Source organism: Trinickia sp. EG282A (assembly GCF_040965455.1).
Taxonomy (GTDB): domain Bacteria; phylum Pseudomonadota; class Gammaproteobacteria; order Burkholderiales; family Burkholderiaceae; genus Trinickia; species Trinickia symbiotica.
In genome coordinates, this window is the sequence record NZ_JBFRCC010000003.1 from 672,066 (window position 1) to 695,673 (window position 23,608).

A 23,608-nucleotide genomic window follows, 5' to 3' on the forward strand; every position below is an offset into this window, starting at 1 on the left:
CTTCATGGCGTATGGCGGGGCAATGCATATTCCATGCCGGTCCAGGCTTCTCGCACCGCAGCAAGTTCGAACCGGACGAGGCAAAGCCGTACCGTACGGCCTTCTCGAGCAGTTGCCGCGTGTGGGCGGCGAGCGTGCGTCATGTTGCTCCGGTCGAGCGTCGCAACCATCGTCGCAACGAAACGTGCCGGACCGCTCGTCCCGAAGCGAGACATACTGTGTCAATTCCGCGATAGCGGCGCGGCAGGCCGCTCGGACGAGCGTTGCGACAGCGACAGCCGGTCGCCGCGCCTCGACGTATGGATCATCGGTCCGCCGCTTGCGGACCCGGTCTTTCTTTGGTGTCCTAATCTTTCTTTGGTGTCCTAAACGAGGAGCGAAAGCCATGACCAATCAGGAGCGCGTCTATTCGGAGGAAGAAATTCGCGAGCGTCTCGTCGGTCCGCTCGAACACTGGTATTTCGAAGACGGTTGGCTGCGGCGCAAGTACCGCACGGAAAGCTGGAAAGGAACGTTGATGGTCGTGAACACCGTCGGCCACCTTGCGGAGGCAGCCTGGCACCATCCGGATCTCACGGTTTCCTATGCCTTCGTCATCGTCAAGCTGATGACGCACACGGCCAAGGGCATCACCGACAAGGACTTCGCCCTCGCCAAGAAGATCGAGGAGGTCATTCAGTGGCAACCGGGGCGCGAAGGCGGGCCACTCGAAGGCACGCCGGCCGACGATCAGCGTTTTCGCTATATCAAGTACGACGCACCCAAAAACAATCCGTGACAAGGCTGATCCACGGTTCGCCGCAGCCGCAGCCGCAGCCGCAGCCGCGGCCTCTGCCCTGCGGCGGGACCTGCCGGCTTCCCTGGCTCGGCTTTGCCCGACGAGCCGCTCGCGGCCGGCGCCAGCCGGTGGCCTGATTCGAGCGACCGGCGGGAAAGCCCCGCAAGCGGTGACAGAGTGCGCCTCGCCCGGCACAAAACGCTTAGGCCAATGCGTCGCACGGTGCGCGAGGCCGTCAAAACCGCATACAGGCGAACCGCGCCGCCGCTCGGCGGGGCGGGCGGCTCGAGGATTGGTACGGCTCATGCTTGGCATCCGCCGGCTTCAAGCCCCCTACGAGGATCCTCGCGATGCCGCTTCATTTTCGTCGTCCCGCTCATCTCACCACCGTTACCGTGGAGGCGCCCGCCCGGCTGCACCTCGGTTTTCTCGATCCCAGCGGCTCGCTCGGTCGCGTCTTTGGCAGCATCGGGCTCGTGGTCGACGGCCTCGGTACGCAGATCGATGCGCGCATCGCCGAATCGGACATGATCGGCGGCAGGTGCTCGATCGAAGAGCGAGAGCGTATCGCCTTGTCCCTCGACCGGCTGCGGACCGAATACGGCGCAACGCCCGTCGCTATCGATGTCGTGCGCGCGCCGCGCGCGCATAGCGGCCTCGGGTCCGGCACCCAGCTCGCGCTCGCCATCGGCACGGCCTACGTCCGCCTCGCGGGAAGAGCCGCGACGACAGCCGAGCTCGCCGAGCTGTTGGGCCGCGGGCGCCGCTCCGGCATCGGCATCCTCGGCTTCGATTCGGGCGGGCTCATCGTCGACGGGGGAGCCAGCGCCGCCAGGAATGCCCGCGGCTTGCCGCCGCTCGTCGCGCGCCAGCCGTTCCCCGACGATTGGCGCGTGCTGCTCGTGACGGACCATTCGCGCGAGGGCCTCTCGGGCGAAGCCGAGCGCCGGGGCCTGGCGGCATTGCCGCCGTTTCCGCGCGCCCTTGCCGCCCATCTCTGCCACCTCGTGCTGATGCAGATCTTGCCGGGCGCCGCCGAATGCGACTTCGACGCGTTCGCGCACGGCATCACCGAGATGCAGCAAACGATCGGCCAGTACTTCGCGCCCGTGCAGGGTGGCGTGTTCTCGAGCCCCGACGTCGAAGAAGCGCTGCGTGCGGTGGCGGCTCGCCACCGCGCCGGAATCGGACAGACATCGTGGGGGCCGACAGGGTTCGCGTTCCTGCCCGATCCGCAGGAAGCCGAAGCGGCACTGCTGACGGCGCGCAACGCGGCGAGCGCGAAGCGCCATATCGAATGCTCGCTCGTGACCGGCCGCAATCGCGGCGCCGTCGTCCGGAGCGCCGGCATGCACGAAGCGCGCATCGGAGCCGCCTGAGCGACCACCACCAAAACCCAAGACAGAAACGCGAGTGCTCCGCCATGTCAGATGCCACTGAAAGGCCTTATATCCTCCATATGCTCACGGCCACGCCGCAGATGAGTCCGTTCGACGTCAACATGGCGGCCGATGCCGGCTACCAGGTCATCGTTCCGTACTGCGGCGTCGACGCGGGCATGGTCACCAATCTCACGCAGGACGCCATCTTCTCGCGCGGGCCGAAAGGCGTATCGCGCACGGGCATCTTCATCGGCGGGCGCGACGTGATGCTCGCCGCCGACATGCTCGAGATCGCGCGCAAATCGATGGTGCCGCCGTTCGAGGTCTCGGTGTTCGCCGATCCGAGCGGCTCCTATACGACGGCCGCCGCGCTCGTCGCGCTCGTGGAGCGGCATCTGAAGCGCGCGCACGAGATGGAGCTCGGCGGCAAGCGCGTGCTGATTCTCGGCGGCACGGGCGCCGTCGGCCGGGTGGCGGCGGCGATGGCCGCCTCGCTCGGTGCCGACGTCACGCTCGCGAGCCATGCGTCGCTCTCTCGCGCGCGGCAAGTCAGCGAAGAGATCAACGAGCGCTTCGGCATCGCGACGACGGCGGTCGGCGTCGAATCGCCCGAGGCGCTGCGCGGCGCGCTCGCCGACACGGAAATTCTGCTCGCGACGGCCACGGCCGGCGTGCAAGTGGCGAGCGCGGACGATCTCGCGCACGCACGACGCCTGCTCGTCGCGGCCGACGTCAACGCCGTGCCGCCGGAAGGCATCGCCGGCGTCAACGTGATGAACGACGGCAAGCCGATCGGCCCGAACGGCGATGCAAGCCCGATCGGCATCGGCGCCTTGGCGATCGGCAACGTCAAATACCAGGTCGAGCATCGGCTCTTCGTGCAAATGCGGACGAGCAAAAAGCCGGTCTATCTCGGCTTCCCTCAGGCGTTCGACGAAGCGCGCGCCGTCGCCGCGGGCCTCGGCTGACGCCCATGCCCGCTCGTGCTCGCGCTTCACAGGCATCGATGCAGATGGTTTCGCTCGCTCCCTCCAATGCGGCGCCGCTCGTCGCCGTCGCGGCGCTTTCCGCCCGCATGCTCGCCGAGTCCGCCAGGCAGGCCGGTCTGCGCGTGGCCGCGCTCGACCTGTTCGGCGATCGCGATACGCGCGCCGCGTCGTCGCTCTGGTTCGACGTCGGCGGCAAGACGCTCTCGATCGATCGCGAGCGGCTCGTCGCCTCGCTGCGGCGCGTCGCACGCCTGCCGCGCGTCGTGGGCTGGATCGCGGGCAGCGGGACCGAGCCGTTCATCGACGAGTTGAGCGAAATGCGCGGCCTCCCCACGCTGATCGGCAACGACGCGCAGGCGGCCGCCGCGGTACGCGATCCGTCGCGGTTTTTTCCGCTGCTCGACACGCTCGGCATTGCGCATCCGCCGATCTCGACGACGCGGCCGGCCGATCCGGGGTGGCTCTTCAAAGAGGCCGATGGCTGCGGCGGCACGCATGTGGTGCCGGCCGCGAATGCGCCGCGGTGGGCCGAGCCGGGCGCGCGACAGGGCTATTTCCAGCGCCGGGCGAACGGGCGACCGTTTTCCGCGCTGTTCGTGGCCGCGCGCGGCCGCGCGCAAGTGCTGGGTTTCGCCGAGCAGCTGACCTCGGCGATCGGGGCTTCGCCGTTCGTTCATACGGGCTCGATCGGGCCTGTCGAGTTGCCGGAGGCGCTCTCGCGCCGGCTGCGCGACGCCATCGCCGCCGTCACCGCGCATGCCGGTCTCACGGGGCTGAACAGCTGCGATTTTCTGCTCGATGGAGACGACTTCTCCCTGCTCGAAATCAACGCGCGCCCGTCGTCGACGATGGCGCTTTACGAGGCCGCCTGGCGCGAACACTGGCCGTTCGGCCTCATCGCCTGTCATCTCGACGCCTGCCTGCGCGGGCGGCTGCCGAACGCGCCTCGCGGCCGCGCCGCGCGCTGCACGGGTCAGCAGGTCTTGTTCGCGCCGCGTGCGCTCACCTGTTCCACCGCGCTCAGCGACGCCTGCGCGGCGGACCCGGGCTGCCGCGACGTGCCGATGCCGGGCACGCGCATCGAAGCAGGCCAGCCAATCGTCACGCTCGTCGCCACGGCGGCGTCGCGCGACGCGGTGGAGCAAGCCCTCAACGACGAGCGTGAGCGCATGCTCGAACGAATCGACACCTTTGAAGAGCCTGATCATGTCCTCCTCGTCAAGCACGGCTAGCGGCCCTGACGGCCTTGCGACGCTCAGCGTCAACGCCCTTAGCGAGCCTCTCGTCGCGCGTTTCCTCGACGAAGCGGGGCGCCTGCGAGTCTCGTCGACTCGGACGGAAGCCGGCACGGTGCTAGTCGATGCCGGGGTCGCCGCGGCGGGCGGCATCGAGGCCGGCGTGCTCGTCGCGCGCATCTGCATGGGCGGACTCGGTGACGTCGCCGTGCGCTCGAGCCTCGAGAGCGCGCCGATTTGGCCGACGATGGTGGACGTGCAGACCTCGTGGCCCGTGCTGTCGTGCCTCGGAAGCCAGTACGCGGGCTGGAGCCTCTCGGCGACGAAGGAGCAGACTGGCGGCAAGAAGTTCTTCTCGCTGGGTTCCGGGCCCGCGCGCGCGCTCGCCGTGAAAGAGCCCCTTTTCGCCGAGCTCGGCTACCGCGATCGTCATGCGCGCGGCGTACTCGTGCTCGAGGTCGATCGTCTGCCGCCGCAGGTCGTCATCGACAAGGTAGCGCTCGACTGCGGTCTCGCGCCCGAAGACCTGACGATCGTGACGACGCCGACGCACTCCATCGCCGGCACGGTGCAGGTCGTCGCGCGCGTGGTCGAAGTCGCGCTGCACAAAACGCATGTGCTGGGCATCGACCTCGCCGAAGTGGTCGAAGGGTCGGGCTCGGCGCCGTTGCCGCCGCCGGCGCCCGACGGCATCGCGGCGATGGGCCGCACGAACGACGCGATTCTCTACGGCGGACGCGTCCATCTCACGGTGAAGACCGACGCCGCCGCGAAGGCGCTCGCGCAGCAATTGCCCGCGTCGAACTCGCGCGACTACGGGCGCCCCTTCGCCGAGATCTTCACGTCGTTCAACTACGACTTCTATCAGATCGATCCGGCTCTGTTCGCGCCGGCCGAAGTCTGGGTCAGCAGCCTTGAAAGCGGCGCGACCTGGCACGGCGGGCGCGTCGACGCCCGCCTGCTGCATGAGCAATGGAGCGGCCCCGCCGACGCATCGTGACGATCGCTGCTCTCCCCGATCTCGATACGATATCGACGCCGAGCAGTCTGCGTGTCGCGATCATGACCGACGAGACCGGCTGGCACACGGGCCGCCTGAAGAAAGCGCTCCGCGCGCGCGGCGTCGAAGCGCGTTGCGTCGATCTGTCCGACTGCCGCATCGATACGACCTGGGCGCCGCACGGGCTCGCCGTGCCCGGCTTCGGTCACGGCCTGCCCGACGCCGTCTTCGTACGGGCCATCGCCGGCGGCACCTTCGAGCAGGTGACGCTGAGGCTCGGTATTCTGCACGCGCTGCGCGAGCTCGGCGTGCCCGTCTACAACGATGCGCGCGCGATCGAGCGCAGCGTCGACAAGTCGATGACGAGCTTTCTGCTGCATCGTCACGGCGTGCCGACGCCGGCAGCCTGGGCGTCGGAATCGAGCGCGTTCGCGCAAAGGCTCGTCATGCGCGAAGCCGCCGCGGGGCGGCGTCTCGTCGTCAAACCGCTGTTCGGGTCGCAAGGCCGTGGCTTGCGGCGCGTCGGTGCGAAGCGCGGTGGGCCGTCGGCCGGGCAGCTTGCACCGCTGCCATCGCTCGCGGCTTATCACGAGGTTGCCTACATGCAGCGATATGTGGAATGCGCACGCCGGGGCGCCGGGTTCGACTGGCGCGTGCTCGTCATCGGCGGCAAGGCCGTTGCGGCGATGCGGCGGGTCGGCGGCAAGGGCTGGATCCACAATTTCGCACGCGGTGCGCGATGCGAGCCCGCCGAGCTCGACGCGGCGCTCGCGCAAACGGCCATACGCGCCGCCCACGCGCTCGAGCTCGACTATGCCGGCGTCGACCTGATTCCGAACCCCGATCGAGCCGACGAACCGCTCGTGCTCGAAGTCAACGGCGTCGCGGCCTGGCGCGGATTGCAATCGGTCGTCGAAGTCGACATCGCCCGCGCACTCGTCGACGATCTGCTCGATCGGAAACTCGCGGCGATTCGTGGCAAAACGGGCGTCGACGGCGCCGACATCATGACACTCCCTCCGCGTCATGGTTGAAGCGCTCCATTCCGACCAACCCTTGCTCGCGAAAGCATATAGCGCGTTTCTCGAGGCTTGCCGGCTCGACGTCGAGGTTGCCAAACCGGGCAACGTCAGCGCGCAAAGCGCGGGGCACGGCATGGTCGCCGCGCAGTTCATCGCGAGCGCCAAGGCGTCGGCTGGCCCGCTTTTCACGAGCGGCGCGTCCGTCGGCACACGCATTTTCGAAGCGATCCGCGCGACGCGCGCGGCCGTCGATTGCAACACGAACCTTGGAATCGTCCTGCTCGTGGCGCCGCTGGCCGCCGCGCTCGACGCGTTCACGGCACCGCCGCGCGCGAGCGCCTGGCGCGCCGAGTTGGAGCGCACGCTCGCGCGGCTCACCGTCGACGACGCGCGCGCGGCCTACCGCGCGATCGCGCTGGCGAACCCGGGTGGACTCGGCGACGCGCCCGAGCAATCCGTCCACGCCGAGCCGACCGTCGATCTGCGAACGGCGATGGCGCTCGCGGCGGAGCGCGACAGCATCGCACGCCAGTATGCGAACGGGTTCGCCGATATCTTCGAGCGCGGCCTGCCCGCCGTGCTCGAACTGCCGGAGCAACACCGCGAGCTCGCGATTCTCGAAGCCTTCTTCACGTATCTGAGCGGCTGGCCCGATTCGCACATTGTGCGCAAGCACGGCGAGCCGCTGGCGCAGAGTGTCACGCTCGCGGCGCGCTCGCAGCATGTGCGCTGGCGCAACGCGCTGACGAATGATGAGCCGGCGGCTGCAGTGGAGCTCGATCGTTGGGACTCCGAACTGAAGACGCGCGGACTGAACCCGGGCACCAGCGCGGACCTCGCGGTGGCCACGATGTTCGTGGCGTTGAGCGCCGCGAGTCCATGAGCCAAGCGGAACATGGCGCCGCGGCGATCGTGCCCCGACTGGCATGAAAACTGTTAGGTAACGCCACCGTGCATCGATTCGACAAACACGCGCCCGGCATGCGCCCTCGCATGAACGGCGCGCCGCACAAATCGCTCGAGGGCGCCCAACATACAGAAAGTCCATATCCACCGATTGGAGGAAGAGCATGGCCAAGATCAATCGCGTCCTGGTAGGTGAGTCGCTCATCGGCGACGGCAATGAGGTTGCGCACGTGGACCTCATCATGGGACCGCGCGGCTCGGCCGCGGAGACCGCGTTCTGCAACGCACTGACCAACAACAAAGACGGCTTCACGACGCTGCTCGCGGTTGTCGCCCCGAACCTGCCCACCAAGCCAAATACGGTGCTGTTCAACAAGGTGACGATCAAAGGCGCGAAGCAAGCGGTGCAGATGTTTGGTCCGGCGCAAGCCGCCGTCGCGCGCGCCGTGGCGGACTGCGTCGAAGCCGGTACGATCCCGAAGGATGAAGCCGACGACATCTTCATCTGTGTCGGCGTGTTCATCCACTGGCAGGCCGAAGACGACAACAAGATCTTCGACTTCAACTACCGGGCGACGAAGGAATCGATCGAGCGCGCGATAGCCGGCACGCCGACCGCGGCCGACGTGGTTTCTCAAAAGGCATCCGTCCACCACCCGTTCTCGCCGAAGTAACGCGTCCCACTTTCGAGGCGAGCACGCGTGCATGGCTCGTTCCGGCCGGGGGGTCGCGTGCCCCCCGGAACGCTCTCGCATCGGGATTTCTTCGGAGCGTTTACTCCAATCGACACCCGCAACGGTTATGCATATCGTGGAAAGAGGAGACAACCGAAAGAGGCGGCAAAGATGAGAACCAGATGTCGCGCATTGATTGCTGGCGCCTGCCTCGCATGGGGCGGTTATGCGTTGGCCGCCGGCAGCGATACGGTCGACCCGCGTGCCGCTCACGGGGGCTACGATTATCCGACGCAAGGCCGCGTCGAATACGTGCTGACTTGCATGGACGACAACGGGCACGATTTCGCCAACGTCTACAAATGCTCGTGCGTGATTGACAAGATCGCCGCGGTCATTCCGTACGACGAGTTCGTGGACGAATCGACGTTCGCGAAGTATGCGGCTCTAGGCGGTGAAGGCGGTGCCGAGTTCCGCACCGATACGGCGAGGCATCAGACGAAGTCGTTCAAGACTTTGCAGGCCGACGCCTATCGCGCTTGCGGTCTGCCACAGCGATAACCGGCTCGACGGCACGGGCCTCGGCTCCGCGCTCTCGAGCCCTCTCGAGCGGCGATACCCCGGCCAGGCTCAATTCGGAACGAGCCCCGCCCCGAGTGCGGCCCACGTACCGGCGACGCCCGGCAGCGCGCCGCGGCGCCGCTCGATCGTCACGCCGACCGCGGTGACATCGTCGAACTTGGCCGGCTTGGCAATCGAGACACGGACCCAATGCGCGCCGAAGTCGCGGATCAGCAAGTGCGCAACCTTCTCGGCAAGCGCCTCGAGCAGCTCGACGCCGTGCGACGCGAGCAGCGCATGCAGCGCGCCTCGCACCTCGGCGTAATTGATCGTATCTTCGATGCGGTCGGTGACGCAGGCTTTGAGCATCGGCACGCCGACGGCGAGGTCCATGCGCACCGGCTGCGGCGCGTGGTGCTCGGGGGCGTCGATTCCGATCACCGTCTGTCCCACGAAGCCTTCGATGAAAACGATATCGAGCGCTTGGGCGACGGCCGGCCGGCTTTGCGGCGATCCGGCGATTGCCGGCTCTTGCGTATTGGGTCCGGACGGAAACGGCGCAAGCCGAGCGGTGTCGATTCGATCCATGATTGAGGCTCCGCCGTGGTTCGGCAATAGGGGACGAAAAACAGAACAATCTCGGTCGCGCGACAGCTTGTGCCGAACCTGCAACAATGGCGGGCCGTGGCGGCGACGCGAGACACGTCCGGCAAGTAAAGCAAGAATCGCGCGCGTGGTGTCTCACATAATGCGACTACTTATTGAACAGGCGCGCCATCGAGGGTAAAGTTTTTGAGACAGATCGGATGTTTCGACCGATCGCAAGACGCCTGATCAGACCCGCCGCAAGGGGCGAAGCAGGCCGAAGCCGTGGCGCGCGCGGTAGAGGATGAACCGCGGTGCGAAGGGGACAACGTTAAATAGAGCGGCACTCGCAGCGGCCCATGCATCTTGTCCGCGTACCCTGCGATGTTGCACGCCGTGGAGACAACCCCATGTCATTGCTCGCTGACAGCAGTGCGCACGTCAGAGAAGTACTGAACGTAGTCAATCACCACTTGCCGTCCCGTCCGATGAGCGAGCCCGTCGCGCAATCGTGGGCGCGTTGCATCAACGAGTTTCGCCTCGACCCCGGCCGGTTCGTGACGCCGCCCGTGCTGACCGAGCACGAGCTCGCGACGCGGCGCGAAGCGGTCGGTGATTTGATCGCGTGCTCGAAGCTCGAGATGACGACGCTTTACCAGCAGCTCGCGGATCCCGAGCTCGCGGTCGTGCTCGTCGACGCCGACGGCGTGATCGTCCATCAGGTATCGTCCACGCCGTTCGCCGAGGCGGTCGCCGTGGACGGCTTCCGGATCGGCGCGCTGTGGAGCGAGCGCGAAGCCGGCACCAATGGCATGGGCACCAGCATCGCCGAACGCGATTGCGTGGCGGTCTGCCAGCAGGACCACTTCTATGCGCGCTATACGTCGCTCACCTGCTCGGCTGCGCCGATCTTCGACGATCGCGGCGAGATCGCGGGCGTGCTCGATGTGACGAGCCGCTCGAAGCTCTTACAGCAACATTCCCTCGTGCTCGTCGGCATGTCGAGGCAGATGATCGAGAATCGGCTGCTCTCCTCGCGCTACCGCCACGCGAACATCATCCAGTTTCACAGTCGACCGGAGTTCGTCGGCACGCTGCACGGCGGCAAGATCGCCGTCGACGACGACGGCACGGTGCTCGCCGCGAACCGCAGCGCGGCCTTCCAGCTCGGCTGCCGCTCGCTCGAAGAGTTGCGCGGCAAGCGGATCGACGAAGCCTTCAACGCGTCGATCGAGGAGATGATCGCGCGCAGCATACGCGGCTCGTTCCATCCGATCACCGTCTATAGCGCGAGCGGCACGAATCGCTTTTTCCTCGTCGCGCAGACGGCGCAAGCCGGCAGCGCCGCAAGCACGACGCGCGTTTTCGTCACCGATCCCACGGTGCGCCGGCCAGCACGCGAGCCCCATGCGCCTGCGACGGCGAGCCGCCTCGACAAGATTTCGCACCTCGAGTTCGGCGATCCGCGCATGGCGTCGCAAATTCAACTGGCTGCACGCGTGATCCAGCGCAAGATCCCGATCGTGCTGCGCGGCCAGACCGGCACGGGCAAGGAAGTCTTCGCGCAGGCGTTGCATGGCATCAGCCCGCTTGCCAATGGTCCGTTCGTGCCCGTGAACTGTGCCTCGCTGCCCGAGAACCTGATCGAAAGCGAGCTCTTCGGCTATCGCGCGGGCGCCTTCACCGGCGCGCAGCGCGAAGGCCGGCGCGGCAAAATCGTTCAAGCCAACGGGGGCACCCTCTTTCTCGACGAAATCGGCGATATGCCGCTCGCGCTGCAAGCCAGGCTCTTGCGCGTCATCGAGGAGCACGAGGTCACGCCGCTCGGCGCGGAAACGACGGTGAAGGTCGATTTCCAGCTGATCAGCGCAAGCCACCGCAATCTGCTCGAACTCGTGCAGAGCGGACAGTTTCGCGAGGACCTCTACTATCGACTGAAGGGCATCGAGATCAACCTGCCGGCGCTCGCCGAGCGCATCGACAAGCTGCCGCTCATTCATCACCTGCTCGAGACCGAGTGCGAAGGCAACGACGCGCCCGAGCTCACGCCCGAGGCGCAACGCGCGCTGCTCGGCTACGCGTGGCCCGGCAACATCCGGCAGTTGCGCCACGTGCTGAAAATGGCGATCGCGCTTTGTGACGGCCATCCGATCGAGTGCGCGCACCTGCCGCCCGAGGTGCTGCAGGCAAGCCAACCTCCGGCGAGCACTGCGGCGACGCCTGCCGCGCCGTCGCGCATCGCGGCACCCGAGTTGCCGCACCTCGCCGAGGATGCCGATATCTCCTCGCTCAACGCGATCCAGCTCAACGAGCGCGAGACCGTGCTCGCCATGCTCGACGAGCATCGGTGGAACGTCAGCAACGTCGCGAAGGCGCTCGGCATCAGTCGCAATACGCTTTATCGGAAGATGCATCGACTGCATATCCGCCTCTCGCACGACGGCTCGCCGGTCACGTTCGACGCATGAGTCACGAGCCCGCTCGCCGTCTCACCGAATTCAAGCCCGACGCTCGATTCGCGTGGTGCGTGACCGGCTCAGGGCACATGCTCGAAGAATCGCTTGCGCTTGCGCTGCGGTTGCCGCGCACCGATCTTTTTCTCTCGAGGGCCGCCGAGGAGGTGCTGCCGCTTTACGGGTGGGCGCTCGAGCGGCTGAGGCAGCACTTTCGCGTGGTGCGCGACAACAGCGCGAGCGGCGTGCCCGTCGGCATGCTGTATCACGGCCTCTATCACACCGTCGTCATCGCGCCGGCCACGAGCAACACCGTCGCCAAGTGCGCATTCGGAATTTCGGACACGTTGCCGACCAACATGTACGCGCAAGCCGGCAAGCAGTGCATTCCCGGCATCGTCTATGCTTGCGACACCGAACCGACCGTCGTCACGCAGGCACCCGACGAGTGGGTGGAACTGAGACCGCGTGCGATCGAGCTCGAGAACGTCGAGCGTCTCGCGCGCTTCGCGCATACGACGCTCGTGCGCTCACTCGATGGCCTCGAGGCCGCGCTCGATGAACGGCTCGCGTCGCTCGATCTCGCATGGACCACATCCTCTTCCTGACGGGCCGCCTCGCGCAGCCGAGTCTCACGCGCGTGCTCGAAAGCATGGCGCCGACGGCGTTCACGTGGGAAATCCACGAGCTCGGTCTGCAGGTCGCCGCGTTGATGACGGCCGATATGATCCGGCGGCGCCTACCCTCCCCCCTCTCGGCGCAGCGCGTGATCGTGCCGGGACGCTGCCGCGGCGATCTCGAGGCGCTGAGCGCGCACTATGGCGTGCCCGTCGAGCGCGGCCCCGAGGAAGTGAAGGACCTGCCGCAGTTCTTCGGTCAGAACAAGCGGGCGGTCGATCTGTCTCGCTATGAGACGGAGATCTTTGCCGAAATCGTCGATGCCCCGAGGCTCGACCTGGAGGGCATCGTCGAACGCGCGCGGGTCTATGCGGCGCAGGGCGCCGATGTGATCGACGTCGGCTGTCTGCCGGAAACGCCGTTTCCGCATCTCGAAGACGCGGTCCGCCGTCTCAAGTCTGAGGGATTCCGAGTGAGCGTCGACTCGATGCGCACGGAGGAGCTGCTGCGCGGCGGACGCGCGGGCGCCGACTATTTGATGAGCCTGAACGTCGACACCTTGTGGGTGGCCGACGAAGTGCCGTCGACGCCGATCCTCGTTGCGCGCGAGCCCGGCGATATGGCCTCCCTCGATGCGGCGATCGACGCGCTCGCCGCACGCGGGCGCACGTTTCTCGCTGATCCGATCCTCGATCCGATACCGTTCGGGCTCGCGACTTCAATCGCGCGATACGTCGCATTGCGTGAGCGGTATCCGGACGTGCCCATCATGATGGGCATCGGCAACGTGACGGAGCTGACCGAAGCGGACACGAGCGGCATCAACGCGGTGCTGCTCGGCATGGCGGCCGAGCTTCGCGTTAGCGCCGTGCTGACGACGTCTGTCAGTCTGCATGCGCGACGCGCCGTGCGCGAAGCCGACGTGGCGCGCCGCGTCATGCACGCCGCGCGCGAGGCTCAGACACTACCCAAGGGAATGGGGGGTATCGGCAGCGCCCTCGCAACCGTACATGAAAGGCGGCCATTTCCCTACAGCGCCGACGAGATCGACGAGTTCGCGAGCGGCGTGCGCGACCCGAATTTTCGCGTGCAGGTGGCGGCCGATGGTCTGCACGTCTACAACCGCGACGGCCATTGGCGCGATATCGATCCGTTCGCGCTCTATCCGAATCTCCAGTTCGGCACCGATGTCGGTCATGCTTTCTATATGGGTGTTCAACTCGGGCGGGCCGAGATCGCGTGGCAACTGGGCAAGCGCTTCAATCAGGACACGCCGCTCGAATGGGGATGCGCTGTCGAGCGGACGGAAGAAGATCTCGGCGCCTACTGCGCGCCGGGCACGACGATGACGAAGCGCCAGGAGAAAAGCTGAGCAGTCCTGAACGTCTGAGGATAGCGTCGCCGCGCCATCGATCGGCGTAATCGACTTTACCCTGTCCGAAAAAAGAGGGGCACTTCGCCTACGCTGAATCAGGCATGGCCGTCACGCGCGGGATGACGTGGGCCAAACGCCTAAAAACAAGCGAGGAGACGCCCATGAAAACGCCGTTCGGAACCCTGCCCGTTCGTCTCACGATGCTCGCGCTGATGTTGACGGCGCCGGCGGCTTTCGCGCAACAAGAAGTACTGAACCGCGCAACCACCACGACCACCACGGCGCAGATGCCCGACGTACTGCAGCCCGTGACGCAGGAGCGGCTCGACTCTTCATGGCGCAATACGGCCGACTGGCTCTCCGCGAACGGCTCGTACGCGCAGACGCGCTACTACCCCGGCGCACAAATCAACAAAGGGAACGTCTCGCGGCTGAAGCCGGCGTTCATCTTCCAGACGGCGCTCAATGAATCGATGGAGACCGCTCCCGTCGTCGTCGACGGGATTATGTTCATCACCACGTCGTTCGACCACGTCTACGCACTCGATGCGGCGACGGGCCGGGAGTTCTGGCATTACACGCACAAAATGGGGCAGATCATCACGTTTTGTTGCGGGCCCAACAATCGCGGCGTGGCGGTGTCGGGCGGCCGGCTTTTCCTGGGCACCCTCGATTCGAAGCTCATAGCGCTCGATGCGAAAACCGGCAACCTGCTCTGGGAAACGCAGATCGGCGATCCCGATCTCGGCTACTCGGAGACGATGGCGCCCGTCGTCGTCGACGATAAAGTCCTCATCGGCACGAATGGCGGCGAGTACGGGATTCGCGGCTTCGTGAAAGCCTTCGATGTCGGCACCGGGAAACCGCTCTGGACGTTCTACACCATTCCCGAAACGGGCCAGGAAGGCGTCTGGGCCACGAAGGACGCAACAGGCCGCGACCTGCACCGCGATATCGACGCCGAGAAGAAGCAGCTCGCCGACAAAGGCGGCGACTTCTACAAGACGCTCGGCGGCGGAGTATGGATGACGCCCGCGATCGATCGCGCGACGAACACGGCGATCTTCGCCGTCGGCAACCCCTCTCCCGATCTCTACGGCGCGATCCGACCCGGAGACAACCTCTATACGGACTCGCTCGTCGCGATCGACCTCAACACCGGCCAATACAAGTGGCACTACCAGTACATCCCGCACGACGTCTGGGACCTCGACGCCGTGAGCCCGCCGATTCTGATCGACGTGCGCGGGCCGGACGGCCAGATGATTCCGGGCGTGATCGAAGCGGGAAAGACCGGGCACGTCTATGTCCACGATCGCAAGACCGGGCATTTGATCCGCTTCTCGGAAGCCATGATTCCGCAGGAAAACATGTGGACGCTGCCGACTCCGGAAGGCGCGCGCATGCTTCCCGGGGCGAACGGTGGCGTGGAGTGGTCGCCGATGGCGTTCAGCCCGAAGACACGCCTCGCCTATGCCGCGAACCTGCATCAGCCGATGACCTATCAAGTCGAGGAGACGCCCTATCCGGGCGGCAGCAAGCTTTGGCTCGGCGGTGCGTTCAAGGTCATTCCTTCGGAAGCGCAGTGGGGCAAGCTCGTGGCCGTCAACGTCGATACCGGCAAGATCGCCTGGTCGTTCAAGACGGACCAGCCGTTGATCGGCGGCGTGCTCGCCACGGCGGGCGGCCTCGTCTTCAACGGCGAGGGCAACGGCTATTTCCGTGCATTCGATGCGGCGTCGGGCAAGAAGCTTTGGGAGTTCCAATGCGGTGCCGGCGTGAATGCGCCCGCCACGTCATACATGTTGAACGGCAAGCAATACGTGGCCGTCGCCGCCGGCGGCAACACTCAGCTCGATTACAAGCGCGGCAACGCCATCATCGTCTTCGCCTTGCCATGACTACACGGCGAAAGCCGGCGCCATCGACCGCTCCCCCTCGCCCGATCAGCGGGGCACGCCTCGCGCGGGCGAGCTTGCTGCTCTGCATGGGGGTGGCTTCGCTGGCTTCGGCGGACGCGTGCGCGGATGCGGCGGCCGGACAGGCCAAGGCGACAACATGTGCCGCCTGCCATGGCCCGATGGGCAATTCGACGAATCCCGACTACCCCATTCTCGCCGGGCAAACGGCGCGCTATCTGTACCTCGAATTGCGCGACTTCAAGGAGGGGCGCCGCAGCGATCCGCGCATGTCGCCGATCGCGGCCGGCCTCTCGCGCGAGGACATGCTCGATCTCGCCGACTACTTCGCCGCTCAAAAGCCGGCGCCGGTGACCGTCAAAGCCGACGCGGCGCAAATTGAAGCCGGGCAAAAGAAGGCCGCGGACACGCTTTGCACGATGTGTCACCTCGGCGAGTTCAAAGGGCAGAACGAAATTCCTCGCGTGGCCGGGCAGTATCCCCAGTACATCGTCAAACAGCTGAAGGATTTTCGCGCGCACCGGCGGACCAACGATGCAGGGAATATGACGAGTGTGACGAAGGGGTTGTCGGATCAAGATATCGAGAACCTGGCCGCCTATATCGCGAACCTGCAGTAGGAGTATCGACTATGAGACCGATGGTTGGACGGCGGTGGCAAGCAAAGGCATCGATCTTCGTTGGCGCATCCGTCATTGCACTGGCGGCGCTCGCGCCGACGAGCGCGTTCGCCGAAGGGGACAAGCCCTTGAACCAGCAGCTGCTCGTTGCGGCAAAAGCCGGGGATGAGAATGCCGTGCGAGCATTGCTCGACGAAGGCGCCGTGGTCGATTCGCGCGATCGACTCGGCGATACCGCGCTCATCACCGCCTGCAGGAAAGGTGCGACCGGAACCGCGCGTCTTCTGATCGAGCACGGCGCGAACGTGCGCCAGGCCGACGTCCATGGAATCACTCCGCTGCTGGCCGCCGCCTTCGAGGGGCACGACGCAGTCGTCGAACTGCTGCTCGAGCATGGGGCCGATCCAGGCGCGACGGATCAGGTCGGCAAGACGGCGATGGTCTACGCGGCGGGGCAAGGACATACGGCCGTCGTGCAGCGACTGCTCGACGCGGGAGTCGAAGTCAATACGCGCTACAAGAACGATCTGACTGCGCTGATGTGGGCGGCCGGCTACGATCAGGCCGATACCGTCAAACTGCTGCTCGCACGCGGCGCCGATCCCTCGCTGCGCGACAACCGTGGCATGACGGCGGCTGATATCGCTGCGCAAACGGGCTCGCATGGCGTCGCGGCGCTGCTTTCGAAGCCATAGAGATCGGTGCGGGCATTCGCAAAATCTCAATGCAAGCAGTACCGTTTGCGCCTGTCATTGATCTGTTTCACCAATAGTGCACCCCGCGCTCGCGCATTCAGTGATATCGCTGCGCCATCGCCTCGAGCGGCAGCGGCTTGATATTTCGCGCCTGCCCGGCGCAGCCGAATGCCTCGAACCGTTCGACGCAAACCCCCTTGGCCGCCGCCGTCGCGGCCTTTAGTGCCTGCCGCGGATCGAACTCCGAGCGCGCCTGCGCGAGCGCCTTGCGCATCGCGCCCGTCATCGCGAGCCGGATGTCGGTATCGATGTTGACTTTGCGCACGCCGTGCGCGATGCCGCGCTGGATCTCCTCGACGGGCACGCCGTAGGTCGTCGGGATCTCGCCGCCGTACTCGCGGATCACCTCGAGCCATTCCTGCGGTACCGACGATGACCCATGCATCACGAGATGCGTGTTGGGCAGCCGCTCGTGAATCTCGGCAATGCGATCGATCGCGAGGATGTCGCCGGTCGGCTGTCGGCTGAACTTATATGCACCGTGCGAGGTACCGATCGCGATCGCGAGCGCATCGACGCCCGTGGCTTCGACGAATGCGCGTGCCTGCTCCGGATCGGTCAGCAGCTCTTCACGCGAAAGCTTGCCGCCCGCCCCGACGCCATCCTCCTCGCCCGCCTCGCCCGTCTCGAGCGACCCAAGACAGCCGAGCTCGCCCTCGACCGAAACGCCCACCGCATGCGCCGCGTCCACGACGCGCCGGCTCACTTCGACGTTGTAGTCGTAGCTCGCCGGCGTCTTCTGATCCGGCATCAACGAGCCGTCCATCATGACCGAAGTAAACCCCGAGCGGATTGCCTGCTGGCAGACGGACGGGCTCGCGCCATGATCCTGATGCAGCACGACCGGAATGTCGGGATGCGCCTCGAGTGCCGCCAGAACGAGATGCCGCAGATAGGGCTCGCCCGCATATTTGCGCGCGCCCGCCGAGGCCTGAAGAATCACGGGACTCGCGGTCGCCTCCGCCGCTTGCATGATCGCGTGGATCTGCTCCATGTTGTTGACGTTGAACGCGGGAACGCCGTACCCATGTTCGGCCGCATGATCGAGCAATTGCCGTAGTGCAATGAACGCCATGATTAGGACTCCTCAGGATTGCGATGCGAAGTTGATCGGAATCTTTGCAGCAGAGCCGTGCCGCGTCGCCGCCCGAAGGAAACGGCGACGTCACGAGCGCATCAATCGCCGGCTACGCGACATGCCGCATCCACGACGGCCTGCGTCGTCAAATTGAAATGTGTGAAGAGCGCGGCGGCCGGCGCCGATTCGCCAAACGTATCGATGCCGACCACAGCGCCGTCGAAACCCACGTATTGCCGCCAATAGGCGCTCACGCCCGCTTCGACGGCCACGCGCGGCACTCCGCGCGGCAGCACGGCATCGCGCCAGCCCTGCGGCTGGCGCTCAAACACCGACGTAGACGGCATGGAAACCACGCGAGCGGAAATGCCCTTCTCGGCCAGCGGTTCGATCGCGGCTAGCGCGAGCGAAACTTCCGAACCCGTGGCGATCAGAATGAGGCGTCGCATCGATGCCGGATTCACCGTTTGCGGAGCCGCCCTCGATCCAGGTTCATTCGCTGCGGAAGCGGAAGCCCAATCGCGCAGCACATACCCTCCACGTGCGATCGCAGCGACCTGCTCATCGCTGCGCGTGACGAACGGCAGCGTCTGCCGGCTCAGCAACAGGCATGACGGCCCCGGCCGTTCCACAGCGCCGATCCACGCCTGCGCCGTTTCCACGGTATCGCAGGGCCGCCAGACGTCGAGCCCGGGAATCAACCTGAGACTCGCCGCATGCTCGACGGCTTGGTGCGTCGGTCCGTCCTCGCCGAGCCCGATCGAGTCGTGCGTGAAGACGAAGATCGAGCGCGTCTTCATCAGCGCCGCCATCCGCAGCGCGTTGCGCGCATAGTCGGAGAACGTCAGAAACGTTCCGCCGAACGGCAAATAGCCGCGATGCAGCGCGACACCGTTCAATACCGCGCTCATGCCGAACTCGCGCACGCCGAAGTGCACGTAGTTGCCGCCATGCAGTCCGCTCTCGTCGGCGCGCACGGTCACCGACGCAGGCCAGTCCGTCAGGTTCGAACCCGTGAGATCGGCCGAGCCGCCCAGCAGCTCGGGCAAGGTTGCCGCGAGCGCCTCGATGGCCTGCTGCGAGGCCTTGCGCGTCGCGACCGACTGCCCCGCGCCGTTCGCCGTATGCACGATCATGCGCGCCGCGGCCGCCCAGCTTTCGGGCAACGAACCGCGCATGCGCCGCTCGAACTCGGCGGCCTCGCGCGGATAGTGCTGTCGGTACGACGCGAAGCGCTGCGCCCACTGCGCTTCGAACTCGGCGCCGCGCACCGTCGCATCCCATTGCGCGCGCACCTCATCCGGCACGACGAACGGCGGATACGGCCAGCCGAGCGCGTCGCGCATCGCCGCGATCTCGGCGGCCCCGAGCGGCGCGCCGTGCACATCGTGCGTGCCCGACTTCGTCGGCGACCCACGGCCTATCACCGTCTTGCAGCAGATCAACGTCGGGCGCCCGGCGCCGTGCGCCGAATCGATCGCGCGATCGACCGCCTCGACGTCGTGCCCATCCACGTCGCGCACGACGTTCCAGCCATACGACGCGAAGCGCGTGGGCGTATCGTCGGCGAACCAGCCCTCGACGTGACCGTCGATCGAGATGCCGTTGTCGTCGTAGAGCACGATCAGCTTGTCGAGCTTCAAAGTGCCGGCGAGCGACGCCGCCTCGTGAGAGATCCCCTCCATCAGGCAGCCGTCGCCGAGGAACACGTACGTGTAATGGTCGACGATCGGGTGACCGGGTCGATTGAACTCGCGCGCGAGCAGCGCTTCCGCGAGTGCCATGCCGACGGCGTTCGCGAAGCCCTGCCCGAGGGGCCCGGTCGTGGTCTCGACACCGGGCGTGACGCCGACCTCCGGATGCCCCGGCGTCTTGCTGTGGAGCTGCCGAAAACGCTTGAGCTCGTCCACCGGCAGGTCATAGCCCGTCAGATGAAGCAGCGCGTAGAGCAGCATCGAGCCGTGTCCGTTCGAGAGGACGAAGCGATCGCGATCGGGCCAGTCCGGATTGCGCGGATTGTGCCGCAGATGGCGGCTCCAAAGCGCAACCGCGATCTCGGCCATGCCGAGCGGCATGCCCGGATGACCGGAGTTCGCCTGCTGTACGGCATCGACGGCAAGCATGCGCAGCGCATTGGCCATGAGCTCTGGCGCGAGCGTGGGGGACGGTTCTGCTATGGCATTCATTGGGATGCCCCTATGCGTCGGGAGTCACGGCGGGCGTCATGCGCGCGCGCGCCGATCCATCAGTTGGAGAATCATCGGCGTGAAGATGAGCTGCATCGCGAGCCCCATTTTCCCGCCTGGCACGACGATGACGTTCGGCCGCGACATGAACGAGTCGTGCAGCATTGTCAGCAGATACTGGAAGTCGATTCCCTTCGGCCGCGCGAAACGAATGACGACGAAGCTCTCGTCGGGCTGAGGAATCTCGCGCGCGGTGAACGGATTCGACGTGTCGACGGTCGGCACGCGCTGGAAGTTGACATGCGTGCGCGAAAACTGCGGGCAGATGTAGTTCACGTAATCGGGCATGCGGCGCAGGATCGTATCGACGACGGCTTCGTGCGAGTAGCCGCGCATCGTCTGGTCGCGATGCAGCTTCTGGATCCATTCGAGGTTGATGATCGGCACGACACCGACGAGCAAGTCCGCATGCCGGCCGACGTCGATCGAATCCGTGGCGGCCGCTCCGTGCAGCCCCTCGTAGAAAAGCAGGTCGGTGCCGGGATCGATGTCGCGCCACGGCGTGAACGTTCCCGCGTCTTGCCCGTACTGCGCAGCCTCGGCGTCGTCGTGCACGTAATGGCGGTACCGGCCGGAGCCGTTCTCGGCGTACGAGGCGAAGAGCCCCTCGAGCTCTTCGAGCAGATTGGCGTCGGGGCCGAAGTGACTGAAGTTGCGAAACCCGTCGCGCTCGCGCTGCTGCATTGCTTCGCGCATGCCAAGGCGGTCGTAGCGGTGAAACGCATCGCCTTCGACGATCTGCGCATTGATGCGCTCGCGCCGAAAGATATGCGTGAAGCTCTTCATGACGGTCGTCGTGCCGGCGCCGCTCGAGCCGGTTACGGCGATGATCGGATGCTTGACTGACATGCCTCGTGTCTCCAATGGTTGCTTGATATTCGGTGCGGCCTCGAGTCGCCATCAAACGGGCGCCTCGGGCAGAAACAACGAGCGAGGCTGAAAGAGCGGCGAGGTGAACGGCTTGTCCTCGCCGCGGTCGAAGTCGCGGTGGTAGCGCGCGATCCGCTCGACTTCTTTGCGCGAGCCGAGGATCACGGGCACGCGCTCGTGCAGCGCATTCGGCGTCACGTCGAGAATCCGCTCGCGCCCCGTGCTCGACGCGCCGCCCGCCTGCTCGACGAGAAAGCTCATCGGATTCGCTTCGTAGAGCAGCCTCAGCCGCCCCGGCATCGAAGGCGTCTTGAAGTCGCGCGGATACATGAAGACGCCGCCGCGCATCAGGATGCGGTGAACTTCCGCGACCATCGACGCAATCCAGCGCATGTTGAAGTCGCGTCCGCGACAGCCGGTGCGGCCGTCCTTGCACTCCTGAACGTACCGGCGCACGGGCGCCTCCCAGAACCGCTCGTTCGATGCGTTGATCGCGAACTCGCTCGTCTCCTCGGGGATACGGATATCGGAATGCGTGAGGACGAAGTTGCCGACGTCGCGCTCGAGCGTGAAACCGTGCGTCCCGTTGCCGACAGAAAGGACGAGCATCGTAGAGGGACCATAGATGGCATAGCCCGCGGCCACCTGCTCGTGACCCGGCCGCAGGAAACCCGCCTCGCCCGCTTCGCCGTCCTTGCAACGCAAGACCGAAAAAATCGAGCCGACGACGCCGTTGATGTCGATGTTCGACGAGCCGTCGAGGGGATCGAACGCGAGCAGATAGTCGCCGCGCGGGTAGGCGGATGGGATCGCATAGACACTCTCCATTTCTTCGGAGACCATCGCCGCGAGCAATCCATCCCATTCGCAGTGCTGGACGAAAATCTCGTTCGTTGCGACATCGAGCTTCTTCTGCTCCTCGCCATGCGTGTTGACCGTCTGCGCGGAGCCGTAGTTGCCACTGAGCGCGCCGCGCGTCAATGCCGAGGAGATTGTCTTGATCGCGGCGGCCACATCGATGAGAAGTGCCGACAAACCGGTGGCGGCGACGGGCGACGGCTGCCTGTCGAGTGTGTCGATGAGGAATTTCGAAAGGGTCGTACGTCCGTCTTGCATGGCGCTTCTCCTAGGCAGGTTCTCTTATCTGACCGGGCGGTGCGGCGGCCTCGCCTTTGCGAGCCGCCTGCGCAATCGTCCGCGGTTCGGCGGGCGCGCTTTCGCCGCCAAACACGCGCGATGCGCGGATGTCTTCGGCCGTGATCCGCATCAACGTGTGCGTATCGGTCGGCCGGCCATTCGAAAGCGCCGCGGCGAACAGGCGCCGCGCTTGCCGCAGCCTCGCGCGATCGAGCGCATTGCGCACCGAGCGAGCGTTCGCGAAGTTCGGCTGCCGCGTGCGGCGCGCGATGTATTCGGCGAACGCGTTGCGCGACTCGGCATCGAACTCGTAATGCATCGAGGCGAGCATGCGCTCGGCGATCTCGAGCAGTTCGGACTCTTCATAATCGGGAAACTCGATGTGATGCGCGATTCGAGACCGAAAGCCGGGATTGCTCTGAAAGAAGGTTTCCATCCTTGACGCATAACCCGCGAGAATCACCACGAGGTCGTCGCGCTGGTTCTCCATCGTCTGCAGCAGGATCTCGATCGCCTCCTGGCCGTAGTCGCGCTCGTTCTCGGGGCGGTAGAGGTAGTAGGCCTCGTCGATGAACAGCACGCCGCCCATCGCGCGCTTGAGCACTTCGCGCGTCTTCGGCGCGGTGTGGCCGATGTACTGGCCGACGAGATCGTCGCGTGTGACCGAGACGAGGTGGTTGCGGCGGATATAGCCGAGCCGGTGCAGCACCTCGGCCATGCGCAGCGCGACCGTCGTCTTGCCTGTGCCGGGATTGCCCGAAAAACACATGTGCAGCGTCGGGGGTCCGCTCGCCAGATCGAGCCGCGAGCGGGCACGCTCGACGATGAGGAGCGCCGCGATCTCGCGAATCCTCGTCTTGACGGGCGCTAGACCGACGAGATCGCGATCGAGCTCGTCGAGCACCTCGGCGATTCCCGAATCACGATAGAGCCGGGCCAGATCGACGCTTTCTTCGGACATGATGGCTCCCTCAACGCTTGACGCCATAGCGCTCGCCGGCGGGCCGCTCGCCGGCGTAGCTCGTCATGCTGTAGCGCTGCACGCGGCCCTCGCCGTCCGTGCGCGTCAGCCGGAAGCCGGGCTCCTCGACGGGCCGGTTGACGATGAACGAGAGCCGCATCGTCTCGAAGCCGCGCACAGAATCGAACGCGTTGACCTTGATGTAATGGTTCGGATAGGCGGCGCGGCAGGCGCGCACTTCCTGCAGCACGCCGGCCGCGTCGCGCAAGTCGAACATCGGCAGACCCCACATCTCCCAGTACGTGTTGCGCGGGTGCGGATCGTCGGTGAATTCGACCGAGCATGCCCAGCCCTGACTCAGGGCATAGTCGATCTGCAGGCGGATTTCCTCGTCGGTGAGATCGGGCAGAAACGAAAACGTCCCTTGCGTAATGCGCATGACAA

The 23,608-nt window shown here is 65.8% G+C and carries 22 protein-coding genes; 15 read left to right on the forward strand and 7 right to left on the reverse strand.

What is annotated here, in order from left to right; translation table 11 throughout:
* The first annotated feature begins 385 nt into the window (after nt 1-385).
* The 9 genes from AB4Y31_RS17550 to AB4Y31_RS17590 all read left to right on the forward strand — a co-directional run bounded on the left by AB4Y31_RS17550 (nt 386) and on the right by AB4Y31_RS17590 (nt 8,547).
* Complete coding sequence (locus AB4Y31_RS17550; RefSeq protein WP_368674997.1) at nt 386-778, forward strand: 4a-hydroxytetrahydrobiopterin dehydratase; 393 nt, start codon at nt 386-388, stop codon at nt 776-778.
* 350 nt (nt 779-1,128) lie between these two features.
* Nucleotides 1,129-2,157, forward strand: a complete 1,029-nt coding sequence (locus tag AB4Y31_RS17555) for a beta-ribofuranosylaminobenzene 5'-phosphate synthase family protein (protein ID WP_368674998.1) — start codon at nt 1,129-1,131, stop codon at nt 2,155-2,157.
* Nucleotides 2,158-2,201: 44 nt separating this feature from the next.
* Entirely contained in the window at nt 2,202-3,128 is a 927-nt protein-coding gene (locus tag AB4Y31_RS17560) for an NAD(P)-dependent methylenetetrahydromethanopterin dehydrogenase (protein ID WP_368674999.1), read from the forward strand.
* 44 nt (nt 3,129-3,172) lie between these two features.
* Entirely contained in the window at nt 3,173-4,381 is a 1,209-nt protein-coding gene (locus tag AB4Y31_RS17565) for an ATP-grasp domain-containing protein (RefSeq protein WP_368675325.1), read from the forward strand.
* A complete protein-coding gene (gene mch, locus AB4Y31_RS17570) occupies nt 4,356-5,384 on the forward strand; it encodes a methenyltetrahydromethanopterin cyclohydrolase (protein WP_368675000.1) in 1,029 nt (342 codons plus the stop codon). Before AB4Y31_RS17565 ends, mch begins: the two co-directional genes overlap by 26 nt.
* The gene (locus tag AB4Y31_RS17575) at nt 5,357-6,418 is read left to right on the forward strand and encodes a RimK family alpha-L-glutamate ligase (RefSeq protein ID WP_368675001.1); all 1,062 of its coding nucleotides are present in this window, start codon (nt 5,357-5,359) and stop codon (nt 6,416-6,418) included. The genes mch and AB4Y31_RS17575 overlap by 28 nt, the downstream gene beginning before the upstream one ends.
* Nucleotides 6,411-7,289, forward strand: a complete 879-nt coding sequence (locus tag AB4Y31_RS17580; RefSeq protein WP_368675002.1) for a triphosphoribosyl-dephospho-CoA synthase — start codon at nt 6,411-6,413, stop codon at nt 7,287-7,289. Before AB4Y31_RS17575 ends, AB4Y31_RS17580 begins: the two co-directional genes overlap by 8 nt.
* 187 nt (nt 7,290-7,476) lie before the next feature.
* Entirely contained in the window at nt 7,477-7,986 is a 510-nt protein-coding gene (gene fae / locus AB4Y31_RS17585; protein ID WP_018438884.1) for a formaldehyde-activating enzyme, read from the forward strand.
* Nucleotides 7,987-8,157: 171 nt separating this feature from the next.
* On the forward strand, nt 8,158-8,547 hold the full coding sequence (locus AB4Y31_RS17590) for a hypothetical protein (protein WP_026229334.1): 390 nt from the start codon (nt 8,158-8,160) through the stop codon (nt 8,545-8,547).
* A 69-nt stretch (nt 8,548-8,616) separates the two neighbouring features.
* Here the strand turns inward: AB4Y31_RS17590 and AB4Y31_RS17595 are convergent, their stop codons facing one another.
* Complete coding sequence (locus tag AB4Y31_RS17595; protein ID WP_018438886.1) at nt 8,617-9,135, reverse strand: dihydroneopterin aldolase; 519 nt, start codon at nt 9,133-9,135, stop codon at nt 8,617-8,619.
* Between the two features lie 407 nt (nt 9,136-9,542).
* Between AB4Y31_RS17595 and AB4Y31_RS17600 the strand changes: the two genes are divergently transcribed.
* The 6 genes from AB4Y31_RS17600 (at nt 9,543) to AB4Y31_RS17625 (ending at nt 16,812) form a co-directional block, all read left to right on the forward strand.
* Complete coding sequence (locus tag AB4Y31_RS17600) at nt 9,543-11,600, forward strand: sigma-54-dependent Fis family transcriptional regulator (protein ID WP_368675003.1); 2,058 nt, start codon at nt 9,543-9,545, stop codon at nt 11,598-11,600.
* Nucleotides 11,597-12,193, forward strand: a complete 597-nt coding sequence (locus tag AB4Y31_RS17605) for a flavoprotein (protein WP_368675004.1) — start codon at nt 11,597-11,599, stop codon at nt 12,191-12,193. The genes AB4Y31_RS17600 and AB4Y31_RS17605 overlap by 4 nt, the downstream gene beginning before the upstream one ends.
* Nucleotides 12,172-13,575, forward strand: a complete 1,404-nt coding sequence (locus AB4Y31_RS17610) for a DUF6513 domain-containing protein (RefSeq protein WP_368675005.1) — start codon at nt 12,172-12,174, stop codon at nt 13,573-13,575. Before AB4Y31_RS17605 ends, AB4Y31_RS17610 begins: the two co-directional genes overlap by 22 nt.
* A 164-nt stretch (nt 13,576-13,739) precedes the next feature.
* Nucleotides 13,740-15,479, forward strand: coding sequence for a pyrroloquinoline quinone-dependent dehydrogenase (locus tag AB4Y31_RS17615; protein ID WP_368675006.1), 1,740 nt, complete (start codon nt 13,740-13,742; stop codon nt 15,477-15,479).
* Nucleotides 15,480-15,565: 86 nt separating this feature from the next.
* Nucleotides 15,566-16,117, forward strand: a complete 552-nt coding sequence (locus AB4Y31_RS17620; RefSeq protein WP_368675326.1) for a cytochrome c — start codon at nt 15,566-15,568, stop codon at nt 16,115-16,117.
* 20 nt (nt 16,118-16,137) lie between these two features.
* Nucleotides 16,138-16,812, forward strand: coding sequence for an ankyrin repeat domain-containing protein (locus AB4Y31_RS17625; protein WP_368675327.1), 675 nt, complete (start codon nt 16,138-16,140; stop codon nt 16,810-16,812).
* A 97-nt stretch (nt 16,813-16,909) separates the two neighbouring features.
* Here the strand turns inward: AB4Y31_RS17625 and fba are convergent, their stop codons facing one another.
* From fba to AB4Y31_RS17655, 6 genes are all read right to left on the reverse strand, one after another.
* Complete coding sequence (gene fba / locus AB4Y31_RS17630) at nt 16,910-17,947, reverse strand: class II fructose-bisphosphate aldolase (RefSeq protein ID WP_368675007.1); 1,038 nt, start codon at nt 17,945-17,947, stop codon at nt 16,910-16,912.
* Between the two features lie 101 nt (nt 17,948-18,048).
* Nucleotides 18,049-20,136, reverse strand: a complete 2,088-nt coding sequence (gene tkt / locus AB4Y31_RS17635) for a transketolase (RefSeq protein ID WP_368675008.1) — start codon at nt 20,134-20,136, stop codon at nt 18,049-18,051.
* Between the two features lie 36 nt (nt 20,137-20,172).
* Nucleotides 20,173-21,045 (reverse strand): phosphoribulokinase, encoded by an 873-nt coding sequence (locus AB4Y31_RS17640; RefSeq protein WP_368675009.1) that lies wholly within the window; start codon nt 21,043-21,045, stop codon nt 20,173-20,175.
* A gap of 51 nt (nt 21,046-21,096) precedes the next feature.
* Entirely contained in the window at nt 21,097-22,182 is a 1,086-nt protein-coding gene (locus AB4Y31_RS17645; RefSeq protein ID WP_368675010.1) for a class 1 fructose-bisphosphatase, read from the reverse strand.
* Nucleotides 22,183-22,192: 10 nt separating this feature from the next.
* Nucleotides 22,193-23,164 carry a CbbX protein gene (cbbX, locus tag AB4Y31_RS17650; RefSeq protein ID WP_368675011.1) on the reverse strand — a complete coding sequence of 324 codons (972 nt, stop codon included), beginning with the start codon at nt 23,162-23,164 and terminating at the stop codon, nt 22,193-22,195.
* 10 nt (nt 23,165-23,174) lie between these two features.
* Complete coding sequence (locus AB4Y31_RS17655; protein ID WP_107149651.1) at nt 23,175-23,603, reverse strand: ribulose bisphosphate carboxylase small subunit; 429 nt, start codon at nt 23,601-23,603, stop codon at nt 23,175-23,177.
* Nucleotides 23,604-23,608 lie beyond the last annotated feature (5 nt).

Excerpts from the sequence above, each read along its gene's own strand:
- AB4Y31_RS17550 (WP_368674997.1), top strand. The coding sequence starts at position 386 with ATGACCAATCAGGAGCGCGTCTATTCGGAGGAAGAAATTCGCGAGCGT.
- AB4Y31_RS17555 (WP_368674998.1), top strand. The coding sequence starts at position 1,129 with ATGCCGCTTCATTTTCGTCGTCCCGCTCATCTCACCACCGTTACCGTG.
- AB4Y31_RS17560 (WP_368674999.1), top strand. The coding sequence starts at position 2,202 with ATGTCAGATGCCACTGAAAGGCCTTATATCCTCCATATGCTCACGGCC.
- AB4Y31_RS17565 (WP_368675325.1), top strand. The coding sequence starts at position 3,173 with ATGGTTTCGCTCGCTCCCTCCAATGCGGCGCCGCTCGTCGCCGTCGCG.
- mch (WP_368675000.1), top strand. The coding sequence starts at position 4,356 with ATGTCCTCCTCGTCAAGCACGGCTAGCGGCCCTGACGGCCTTGCGACG.
- AB4Y31_RS17575 (WP_368675001.1), top strand. The coding sequence starts at position 5,357 with ATGGAGCGGCCCCGCCGACGCATCGTGACGATCGCTGCTCTCCCCGAT.
- AB4Y31_RS17580 (WP_368675002.1), top strand. The coding sequence starts at position 6,411 with ATGGTTGAAGCGCTCCATTCCGACCAACCCTTGCTCGCGAAAGCATAT.
- fae (WP_018438884.1), top strand. The coding sequence starts at position 7,477 with ATGGCCAAGATCAATCGCGTCCTGGTAGGTGAGTCGCTCATCGGCGAC.
- AB4Y31_RS17590 (WP_026229334.1), top strand. The coding sequence starts at position 8,158 with ATGAGAACCAGATGTCGCGCATTGATTGCTGGCGCCTGCCTCGCATGG.
- AB4Y31_RS17595 (WP_018438886.1), bottom strand. The coding sequence starts at position 9,135 with ATGGATCGAATCGACACCGCTCGGCTTGCGCCGTTTCCGTCCGGACCC.
- AB4Y31_RS17600 (WP_368675003.1), top strand. The coding sequence starts at position 9,543 with ATGTCATTGCTCGCTGACAGCAGTGCGCACGTCAGAGAAGTACTGAAC.
- AB4Y31_RS17605 (WP_368675004.1), top strand. The coding sequence starts at position 11,597 with ATGAGTCACGAGCCCGCTCGCCGTCTCACCGAATTCAAGCCCGACGCT.
- AB4Y31_RS17610 (WP_368675005.1), top strand. The coding sequence starts at position 12,172 with ATGGACCACATCCTCTTCCTGACGGGCCGCCTCGCGCAGCCGAGTCTC.
- AB4Y31_RS17615 (WP_368675006.1), top strand. The coding sequence starts at position 13,740 with ATGAAAACGCCGTTCGGAACCCTGCCCGTTCGTCTCACGATGCTCGCG.
- AB4Y31_RS17620 (WP_368675326.1), top strand. The coding sequence starts at position 15,566 with ATGGGGGTGGCTTCGCTGGCTTCGGCGGACGCGTGCGCGGATGCGGCG.
- AB4Y31_RS17625 (WP_368675327.1), top strand. The coding sequence starts at position 16,138 with ATGGTTGGACGGCGGTGGCAAGCAAAGGCATCGATCTTCGTTGGCGCA.
- fba (WP_368675007.1), bottom strand. The coding sequence starts at position 17,947 with ATGGCGTTCATTGCACTACGGCAATTGCTCGATCATGCGGCCGAACAT.
- tkt (WP_368675008.1), bottom strand. The coding sequence starts at position 20,136 with ATGAATGCCATAGCAGAACCGTCCCCCACGCTCGCGCCAGAGCTCATG.
- AB4Y31_RS17640 (WP_368675009.1), bottom strand. The coding sequence starts at position 21,045 with ATGTCAGTCAAGCATCCGATCATCGCCGTAACCGGCTCGAGCGGCGCC.
- AB4Y31_RS17645 (WP_368675010.1), bottom strand. The coding sequence starts at position 22,182 with ATGCAAGACGGACGTACGACCCTTTCGAAATTCCTCATCGACACACTC.
- cbbX (WP_368675011.1), bottom strand. The coding sequence starts at position 23,164 with ATGTCCGAAGAAAGCGTCGATCTGGCCCGGCTCTATCGTGATTCGGGA.
- AB4Y31_RS17655 (WP_107149651.1), bottom strand. The coding sequence starts at position 23,603 with ATGCGCATTACGCAAGGGACGTTTTCGTTTCTGCCCGATCTCACCGAC.